Genomic DNA, 9,601 nt, shown 5'->3' on the forward strand with positions numbered 1-9,601 from the left:
TTTTGCCCAAAAATAGCTCAAAACCTCTGCCTAGCATTTATGAGTATTTGTACTCATCGCAAAAGTGACACGCTCCCGGCTCGGCTCGCCGGAACCTGTGGAATTAAATCTTTTTGAGATTGAATTTCATGAACGTTTAATGATACCGCAACTGCGGTATAACATTCTATACTAGGTGTTAAGTGCAGCAAACAACCACAAGATTAGCCGATCGCCCATCCTGTATATCGCCGCAAATGCAGCGCCACCCCCAACCCGCAAATCTCCCTTGCAGAAAGTAGCACAAACGTGATACGGTATAAGCTTGTGTCCAAATAACACCATTTCATGCCAAAACTCAAAACTCGCAAAGCAGCCGCAAAGCGCTTTAGAGCGACCGGCAGCGGTAAAATTGTGCGCCGTAAAGCTTACAAAAGCCACTTGCTACAGCACAAAAGTTCAGCTCGCAAAAGCCGTCTATCTAAGCTGGTCGTCATCGACGAGACCAATGATGCTAACGTGCGGTTAATGCTTCCATACTTGTAAAGTTTAACGGAAATTAAAGATGACACGGGTAAAACGCGGTAATGTCGCCAGAGCGCGCCGCAAAAAAATTCTCAAATTAGCCAAGGGTTTCCGAGGCGCACAGTCGAAACAGTTCCGCACAGCTAACCAACGGGTGATGCAGGCCCTGCGTAACGGTTATCGCGATCGCAAAAAACGCAAACGCGATTTCCGCCGCCTGTGGATTGCTCGGATCAATGCTGCATCGCGCCAGCACGGCACGAGCTACAGCAGACTGATCGGCAACATGAAAAAAGCCAATATCGAAATCAACCGCAAAATGCTGGCACAAATGGCGATCATTGACCCCGCAACATTCGGTAAAGTCGTGGAAATGGCTAATCGAGCCGGAGGCTGAAAGTTCGCTTGATTTTCAGAAGGCTGAAAGCAGAAGTAAGAAAGATTTAACGGTCTGCCAGAGAAGGAAAACTCCTGATAAATTTAGGAGGTTGAGACAAACTTTCCTTCTTTGTTCTTACTTCTGGACTCTTGCTTTTTCAGAAATAGCGATCATACCGTTCCGATCGCGATTTCCTTGTTTTTTATACAGTTTCAGAGGCAAATCTCAGAGATTGCTAGCGCCTTAAAATAAATAAGACCTTCCACAGACATACCTAAATTTAAGAAAAACATGGATAGTAATTTGCTCATTATTTACTTGTCAGTCCTGCTCGCTATACTCGGCAGCACTTCCTGGTTTGTGGTGCGCCAGATTCTCAAAACTCGCAAGCTGGAAATGTCTCTGGAACGCTTAGAAAATAAGCTGACAGTAGAAAAAGGAACTGCACAGGAATACTACGAATTAGGAAGTATCTATCTAGATAAGAAGCTTTACTCGCAGGCGATCGTACTGTTTCAAAAAGCCCTGAAAGCCAAAGACTTAGAAGGGGAAGACAATCAAGCTGTTATTTACAACGCCCTCGGTTTTGCACACTTTGGCCAAGAACAGTACGACATCGCAATCCGCCACTACAAAGAAGCCCTGAAGTTGCAGCCAGAATACGTTACATCTCTCAATAATCTGGGTCACGCCTACGAGCGCAAGAAATTAACAGCTCAAGCCTTGGAAATCTACGAACAAGCTCTCGCCTGCGAGCCAGACAATACCACGGCAAAACAGAGAGTAGAGTCCCTCCGGAAGCGTTTGGTAATCTATAATTGAGCGCCTTTGTTAGGAGCAATAGAGATCCCGCAAACCTGGTTTCATTCAGAAACCGGGTTTTTTCTTCACATAGCCCAAGATACTAAACTATCCAACACATTAATGCGTTAGTTTTTAAGAACAGGAATTCCGAGTGAAGCTCGATCACACACCGTCCCAGCACTTTAAATTACTGTCAAGATAAAAGCAGTACCTGCAACGCCGGTCAGTCCTAAACAATAGAAGGAGGAGAACGTAGTGACATCAATTCTCGTTGTCGAAGATTCGTGGTTGACTCGCAGGGTAATCTGCAAAATCCTGCGAGCAGAAGGATACGAGACTTGGGAAGCATCCAGCGGCCCAGAAGCTCTAGAACTGCTCGGCACTAAAACCCCAAACTGTATGCTCTTAGACCTGCTGATGCCGGAAATGGAAGGTCGGGAAGTCCTGCAAGCCATGCGCGATCGAGGATATAAAATTCCAGTGATCGTAATTACCGCAGACATCCAAGCAAGCACCCGCTCCGAGTGCATGGCACTCGGAGCCCTGGCAGTCATTCACAAAATGCCCAACTCAGACGAACTAATCGGGTGGATCAAAAAAGCTCTCAGTGTCAGCGAGGAGAGCACCCAATGAAATTAAGCACTCGACAGCTCGATGCTTTGCAGGAACTCGTCAACATCGGGATCGGTCAAGCCGCAGGGGTTTTGAACGACATGATCGACTCCCCGATTCGCTTGCAAATCCCCTACCTTCAAATCCTGACTCCCATCGACGTGGAAGAAGAGTTAGAGCAACACCTCAACGGCGAGCAAATCGCTGCTGTCCAGCTCAAATTCACAGGCTCCTTTGGAGGCATTGCCCAGCTAGTCTTTCCCACAAACAGCGCTGCCCTGCTGGTGACAATGCTTACAGGGGAAGAAGTTGGAACTCAGGATCTCGATTCAGTCAAAATTGGTACGCTAAGTGAAGTGGGAAATATTGTAATTAATGGGGTCATGGGTGCAATCAGCAACGTACTTCAGCAACGCCTGAACTATTCAATTCCCACTTATAGCGAAGGGACGATTGCTAATTTGCTGATATCTGGCGGTTTAGCTGCTGATACAGTTGTTTTATTAGCCCAGACCAGTTTCATGATTGAAAGGCTTCACATTGAAGGAGATATCATTCTTATTTTCAATGTTAATTCCTTTGACACCTTGTTGACTGCTATCAATCAACTTGCCGGGGGTCTATGATTGAGGAGAGCAAAAGTATTAAGGAAAAGTTTGGGGTTCTCGACAGCGTACCAGTCGGCGCCTGCTTGCTGCAAGATGATTTTGTGGTGCTGTTTTGGAACACTTGTCTGGAAGAGTGGACTAAAATTCCCCGCAGCCAAATATTGGGAACAAAGATCACAACCCATTTTCCTCACCTGAGTCAGTTAAAGTACGCCACTCGCTTCAAGCAAATCTTTGCAGGAGGCCCGCCAACAATTTTTTCTTCTCAAATTCACAAACACCTGATTCCGGCAACTTGGCAAGACGGCCAGCAGCGAATTCAGCAAACTACTGTGACTGCTGTGCCGGCCCTAGAGGCTGGCATAGAAGAACAGGAGATTAGAGACTGGGTTCTCCATACTCTTGAGTTGGAATCAGAGGGTAGTGTCGGAGTCGGCTCATCAAGAAGTGCTTTTTTGTCTAGGGAATCTGCACCCTCAGCTTCGTCATCAATATGGCCGGGGGTCAATGCCCCATCGTTCTACGCGCTGCTGGTGATTCAAGACGTGACCGACCTCACCCATCGCATCCAAGCTTACCGCACAATGCGGGATCAAGCTTGGGAAGAAGTGCAAGTGCGTCAGCGGGTGGAAGAAGAATTGCGATCAAGCCAGCATTTCATCCAGCAAATTGCTGACGCGGCGCCTTATTTGCTCTACATCTACGATTTGACCGAACGGCGCAATGTCTACGTCAACGGTCAAGCTTCTAAATTGCTGGGCTACACTCCCCAAGAAATTTTACAGATGCAAACTGCTTTGTACTCCAGTTTGGTGTACCCAGAAGATTTGCCGAGGCTCAAAGCCCACCAGAAAAAATTTCCCTCGACTCAAGACGGGCATATTTTGGAGTTGGAGTATCGGCTCAAACATCGATCGGGCGAATGGCGCTGGTTTCGCTGCCGCGACCAAGTTTTCGCCCGCACAGCCGACGGCTGCCCCAAACAAATTTTCGGCACCGCTCAAGATATCACCGAGTACAAACGGGCACAAGAGGCGCTGCGGCAGCAGAACGAACGAGAACTGCTGATGGCGACGATTACTCAGCATATCCGCCAGTCTCTGGATTTGGGTGAAGTGCTCAGCACGACAGTGACAGAAGTGCGTCAGTTCCTTCAGGCCGATCGAGTGATGATTGTCCGCTTCAACCCCTGTACCGGCAGTGTCTGCGCCGCCCCGGCGACGGGGGCGGTAACAGTGGAATCTGTAGCTGCCAACTGCAAGCCGATGTTGGGGGAAACCCTGGAAAAGTTCTGTTTTGACCAGTTCTATCTCGAAGCGTACCAACATCGGGCGATCCGACCGATCGCCGATGTTTTGGCCGCGGATTTGCCGCAATATCAAATTGACTTGCTCGCACAATTCGCGGTGAGAGCTTATTTGGTTGTGCCTTTAGTGCAAGGAGAGGAGTTGTGGGGGCTGCTGATGGCCCACCAGTGCAGTCCCCGGCAGTGGATGCCGTTGGAAGTAGAGTTGCTGTCTTCTCTGGCCACCCAGTTGGCGATCGCCATCAAGCAAGCAGAACTATACCAGCAGTTGCAAGCCGCCAACCTCAAGTTAGAGCGCTTGGCCAGTTTAGACGCACTCACGCAGCTAGCAAACCGTCGCCGATTCGATCAGTATTTAGAAATCGAGTGGCGCAGACAAGCGCGGGAACAAACGCCCATGTCCCTAATTCTGTGCGATATTGATTCTTTTAAAAGTTACAACGATACTTACGGACATCAAGGCGGAGACGAATGTTTGCGACAAGTCGCCGCGGCGATCGGCAATGCAGTCAATCGCCCCGCCGATTTAGTAGCTCGCTACGGAGGCGAAGAATTTGCCGTTATTTTGCCAAATACCTCGATTCAAGGCGCTGTGATCGTAGCCGAACACATACAGCTCAAAATCTCCGCTTTGCAGCTTCCGCACGCTGGTTCTCAGGTGAGCCCGTACATCACTCTCAGTCTGGGTGTAGCGAGTATTGTTCCTGGATCTGAATCGGGAGCCGAAATTCTGATTGCCGCAGCCGACCAAGCCCTGTATCAAGCTAAACGACTTGGGCGCGATCGTATCCAACTTTACCAGCCTGATCCTGCTGCTGGTAAGCCGAATGGGACAGGCACTTCGATACTTCCTGGAGATTTTTCTCTACCCAACACTAATTTACCCTCTCCCACCAACGCTTGACGAATTGCCATATTTGTGAATTCAGAGTAGTTATATCAGTCCGCAAAAAAAATGCCACTGTAAGCGCATGGGTAGTGCCCTGAAGGAAAGGATCAAGATGATAAAACAAAACCGAATTCAAAAAAAAGTAGGTATCTAGAGTTGTAAACTAGCATTATAATGATGTACAAAACTCCAAATTGCAGCAATATGATTTTCCAATTTTTTATAGAAGGATAAGCTCTTTCTCACCAATCGAGATACTCGTTGTCGAATGGTGCAGTTAAATCGCTCGATATAGCTGGTACAACCACTATCTTTGTCTACACTATAATGACGTTTACTGGGCAATACAGAATCATAAGCACTCCAATGGTCAGTATAAACTACAGCACATTGACGGTAAACAGGTGGCATGGAATTCCATAAGGCAAGAGCTGATACTGCGCTACGATCTCCAATATGTACACCAACAATTTCCCTAGTCTGGGCATCCAATGCAAGCCAGACCCACTGCTGATTGCCTTTATTGTCCACAAACGACCATAACTCATCCATCTGAACATTCAGGCGCTTTTTTGGCTTGGAACTCACCTCCACTTGCTTCTTAACAACAAAAGCTCGGGCATTTACGTAGCGCTGCACTGTATCTTCTGACACTTGTAGTACCCGATCAATTCCGGCTTGAGAAATACGTTCAAGTAGCATCCGCTGCATTAACTCCTGTTGTTCTTTCGTAATAGCTTTCCACGCGGGATTTAGAACAAATTGACGACCACATTCTCGACATTTGTAGTTTTGTTTACCATGCCGAGTCTGACCGTTACGACTAACTTCTTCGCAGCCACAATTGGGGCAAGAATTAATTTCTACTGTCATATTACCAATGGCAAACACTTCTCTCTAATAGTAGCTTAAGTTTACTCCATCCTTTCCTTCAGGGCACTACCAGCGCATGATCCAAACCCTGATATCCCTCTTCTGTCACTCTGCGGATTACAATACTCCGGACAGTTTTGGGAACGAGACTACAAGCTTACGCGGGGCAAGGATCATAAGGGAGCATCCCGGTTTTGTAAATATCCGAATAAGCGTAAAATAGTTAAAATCAATAAAAGCGTCAAAAAAAGTCGAAAACAAGAGCCATGACCCCTGAAGAACTAGAGCGGTTGCAATCCTGTACGGCAGAAATTGCTAAAATTTTGTATAACAATACACCCCCGGTGTGAACTGACCAGTCTGGAAAATATTGAAAAGCATCTCAGGGAACAATGGCTGGAAAAAGTGGGCCCACAAATCGGTTTTTTTTTATCAAACAAGCAACGGGAACAGAACAAGGACGACCCCGCACAGTAAAAAGCTGTATTGGTGAACTAATAATTACTGAAAAACAGGCCGAAAAATTAGATATCAAGAAATCTACTCGATTATCTCCATTATTTGAAAAATGCTGTCTGCGTCAAATAGCTAATCTTTCCTACGAAAATGCTGCCCAAGAAATGGAAGTTCAGACAGGAGTAAAGATAGGACACACTTGTTTACATCGATTGGTAGAAAAACAAAAATGGTCAGAACCTCATGCCAAAATTGAGGTCAAAGAAACAAGCATAGATGGAGGGAAAGTCCGTCTGAGAGGGAAGTTGGGGGAAGGGTCTCATTGGCAAGATTATAAAGCTGTGCGGTTACATGAAAGTTATTATGGGGCTTTCTATCAAGAGAATGAAGAGTTAATTAACTATATAAACCATCAGCCATTAGCCAATATATTAACTTGTTTGGGTGATGGACATGATGGAATATGGAATATTATGAGCCCGTTGAATCCTGGTAAAACCCGACGTGAAATTTTAGATTGGTATCATTTAATGGAAAATTTATATAAAGTGGGAGGGTCGTTGAAATCTCTAGCCAAAGCCAAGGAATTTTTGTGGCAAGGCCTGGTCGAACCCACCCTAGATTTATTTAAGTCGGGGCGCAAAAAAACCGCCCAGAACTTTTGCAAGTATCTAGAAAAGCATCGCTCTCGAATTGTTAACTATGAGCAATTATCATCAGACAAGATTTGTTCCATCGGCTCGGGAGCGGTGGAATCGACGGTCAAACAAATAGATAGAAGGTTGAAAATTTCTGGCGCTCAATGGTTGAAAAAAAATGTCAATCAAATGCTAAAACTTCGTTGTGCTTACCTCAACGACCTCTTGGCCATTTGAGGCTTTTGCAAAACCGGGATGCTCCCGGACGATTTAGACAACATTACCGCAATTTTGGGAGAGCTGTAAGATGAGCAAAGGCAATATCGAAGATTTTTATCCCCTCTCCCCAGCGCAGCAGGGCATTCTCTTTCATTCCCTTTACCAGCCAGAATCGGGCGTATATTTTGGGCAACTGCTGTGCGTCTTGGGCGGCGATGTCAATGTTTCTGCGTTGAGAAATAGTTGGCAAAAAGTTGTAGACAGGCATCCCATTTTGCGGACGTGTTTCGTGTGGAAAAATTTGAAATAACCCGTGCAAGCGGTGCGTAAGCAGGCTGCATTATCTTGGCAGCAGATGGACTGGCGATCGCTCTCCGTCTCCGAACAACAACAGCAGCTAGAAACGTTCCTAAAAGCCGATCGCGAGCAGGGCTTTGACTTGACATCAGCTCCCTTAATTCGCATTGCACTGGCGCAGTTAGAAACAGATACTTTTCAGTTTATTTTGAGCCACCACCACTTAGTTTTAGATGGGTGGTCGCTGGCGATCGTTCTTGATGAAGTTTTTGGCTTTTATCAAGCAATCTCCCAGGGCGAGGAATTGCACCTCAAACGCCCTCGCCCTTATCGGGATTACATCGCGTGGCTGCACCAGCAAGATTTATCTGCGGCTGAGTCATTTTGGCGGCAAACTCTCAAAGGTTTTGCAGCTCCAACAGCGATCGCCCGGGGCAATATTGTCGCGGGAAACCGTTTAGAAAGTAGTGGCGAACAGCAGGTGATATTTTCTGCAACAGCCACCGCCGCGCTGCAATCTGCCGCGCGGCAGCATCAGCTAACATTAAATACCCTCGTACAGGCAGCTTGGGCGCTACTTTTGAGCAGATACAGCGGTGAGGAAGATGTGGTTTTTGGTAAGGTTGTCTCCGGGCGTCCGCCAGAGTTAATGGGTGCTGAATCGGTAGTGGGGCTGTTCGTAAATCCTCTGCCAGTGCGCGTAAAAATTGACCCACAGGATTTTATTTTATCGTGCTTGAAACAACTCCAAGCGCAACAAGTTGAGGCGCGGCAGTATGAGTACAGCCCTCTCATTGAGGTGCAGGGGTGGAGCGAAGTTCCTCGGAGTTTGCCTCTATTTGATAGTTTGGTAGTTTTTCAAAATTATCCTGTGGATGCTTCTTTGCAGGAGAAGATTCAAAACTTAAAAGTAGAGAATATTCGCTCCTTGGAAACAACGAATTATCCTCTAACGGTGATGGGGATTCCCGGTGCGGAATTGACGCTGAAAATTATTTTCGATCGTAGCTGCTTTGAGGACAGCGCGATAGCGCGAATGCTCGGACACCTGCACACTTTACTAGAGGAAATGACTGCCAATCCTGAGCGGAAACTGTCAGAATTGCCCCTATTGAGCGCCGCCGAACGCCAGCAATTACTTCTCCAGTGGAACGATACCCAAGCGAATTACCCCAAGAATTCCTCAATTCACGAATTATTTGCAGCGCAAACAGAGCGAACCCCAGATGCAGTGGCTGCAATTTGCGAAAATGAACAATTGACTTACCGCGAATTGAATGCCAAAGCCAATCAAATCGCGCATTACCTGCAATCTCTAGGCGTAAAACCCGAAGTTTTGGTGGGAATTTGCTTAGAGCGATCGCTGTCGATGCTGGTGGCCATTTTGGGCATTTTAAAAGTCGGTGCCGCTTACGTTCCTATCGATCCTGCTTATCCCCAAGAACGCCGCTCCTTCATGCTGGCGGACGCAAAAGTTCCGGTGCTTTTGACTCAAAAAAACCTCCTATAAACCCTCCCCGAACACAGCGCAAAAGTCGTCTGTATCGACGCCGAATGGCAGGAAATTTCCCGCGAGAGCGATCGCAACCCCGCTGTTAAAGTGGAAGCTGAAAACCTCGCTTACGTCCTCTACACTTCCGGCTCCACAGGCACTCTCAAAGGCGTACTCGGCACCCACCGAGGCACAGTCAATCGCTGTTTTTGGAACCCCTACCCTTTTATCGAAGAAGATATTTGCTGTCAAAAAACGTCCTTAAATTTTGTCGATTCGGTTTGGGAAATCTTTGCTCCTTTGCTGCATGGGTTGCCCACTGTGATTATTCCCGATCGAGCCGTCAAAGATATTAACCAATTCCTTCAAACCTTATCAAAGCACAATGTAACGCGACTGGTGCTAGTTCCTTCTTTGTTGCGCGCTATCTTAGATTCCTTCCCTGATTTACTGGAGTTTAGACTAAAAAACGAGCGCATCTAAAAGTAGCTGCCTTTAAATATCCGGCAAGCTGTTACTCAACA

At 46.9% G+C, this 9,601-nt stretch carries 7 protein-coding genes and 2 pseudogenes; 8 read left to right on the forward strand and 1 reads right to left on the reverse strand.

The features are described 5' to 3' along the window. The first annotated feature begins 327 nt into the window (after positions 1 to 327). The 6 genes from rpmI (at position 328) to QUB44_RS29440 (ending at position 5,117) form a co-directional block, all read left to right on the forward strand. On the forward strand, positions 328 to 525 hold the full coding sequence (rpmI, locus tag QUB44_RS29415) for a 50S ribosomal protein L35 (protein WP_006634164.1): 198 nt from the start codon (positions 328 to 330) through the stop codon (positions 523 to 525). Positions 526 to 544: 19 nt separating this feature from the next. Next, positions 545 to 901: a 50S ribosomal protein L20 gene (gene rplT, locus QUB44_RS29420; protein WP_190658174.1), complete on the forward strand. Its 357-nt coding sequence runs from the start codon at positions 545 to 547 to the stop codon at positions 899 to 901. A gap of 273 nt (positions 902 to 1,174) precedes the next feature. Then, complete coding sequence (locus QUB44_RS29425; protein ID WP_333373127.1) at positions 1,175 to 1,705, forward strand: tetratricopeptide repeat protein; 531 nt, start codon at positions 1,175 to 1,177, stop codon at positions 1,703 to 1,705. Between the two features lie 237 nt (positions 1,706 to 1,942). Next, positions 1,943 to 2,320 (forward strand): response regulator, encoded by a 378-nt coding sequence (locus tag QUB44_RS29430; protein ID WP_333373130.1) that lies wholly within the window; start codon positions 1,943 to 1,945, stop codon positions 2,318 to 2,320. After that, positions 2,317 to 2,925 carry a chemotaxis protein CheC gene (locus tag QUB44_RS29435; RefSeq protein WP_333373133.1) on the forward strand — a complete coding sequence of 203 codons (609 nt, stop codon included), beginning with the start codon at positions 2,317 to 2,319 and terminating at the stop codon, positions 2,923 to 2,925. Before QUB44_RS29430 ends, QUB44_RS29435 begins: the two co-directional genes overlap by 4 nt. Beyond that, positions 2,922 to 5,117, forward strand: coding sequence for a diguanylate cyclase domain-containing protein (locus QUB44_RS29440; protein ID WP_333373135.1), 2,196 nt, complete (start codon positions 2,922 to 2,924; stop codon positions 5,115 to 5,117). The genes QUB44_RS29435 and QUB44_RS29440 overlap by 4 nt, the downstream gene beginning before the upstream one ends. Before the next feature lie 135 nt (positions 5,118 to 5,252). On the opposite strand, the gene QUB44_RS29445 is transcribed toward QUB44_RS29440, so the two are convergent. Next, entirely contained in the window at positions 5,253 to 5,975 is a 723-nt protein-coding gene (locus tag QUB44_RS29445; RefSeq protein ID WP_333373137.1) for an IS1 family transposase, read from the reverse strand. A 266-nt stretch (positions 5,976 to 6,241) separates the two neighbouring features. Between QUB44_RS29445 and QUB44_RS29450 the strand changes: the two are divergent. Next, a pseudogene (locus tag QUB44_RS29450) lies at positions 6,242 to 7,306 on the forward strand (ISKra4 family transposase). 70 nt (positions 7,307 to 7,376) lie between these two features. Further along, positions 7,377 to 9,560: pseudogene (locus tag QUB44_RS29455) on the forward strand (condensation domain-containing protein). Positions 9,561 to 9,601: the final 41 nt, after the last annotated feature.

Origin of the sequence: Microcoleus sp. AT3-D2 (assembly GCF_036705715.1) — a bacterium.
In the GTDB taxonomy this organism is placed as follows: domain Bacteria; phylum Cyanobacteriota; class Cyanobacteriia; order Cyanobacteriales; family Microcoleaceae; genus Microcoleus.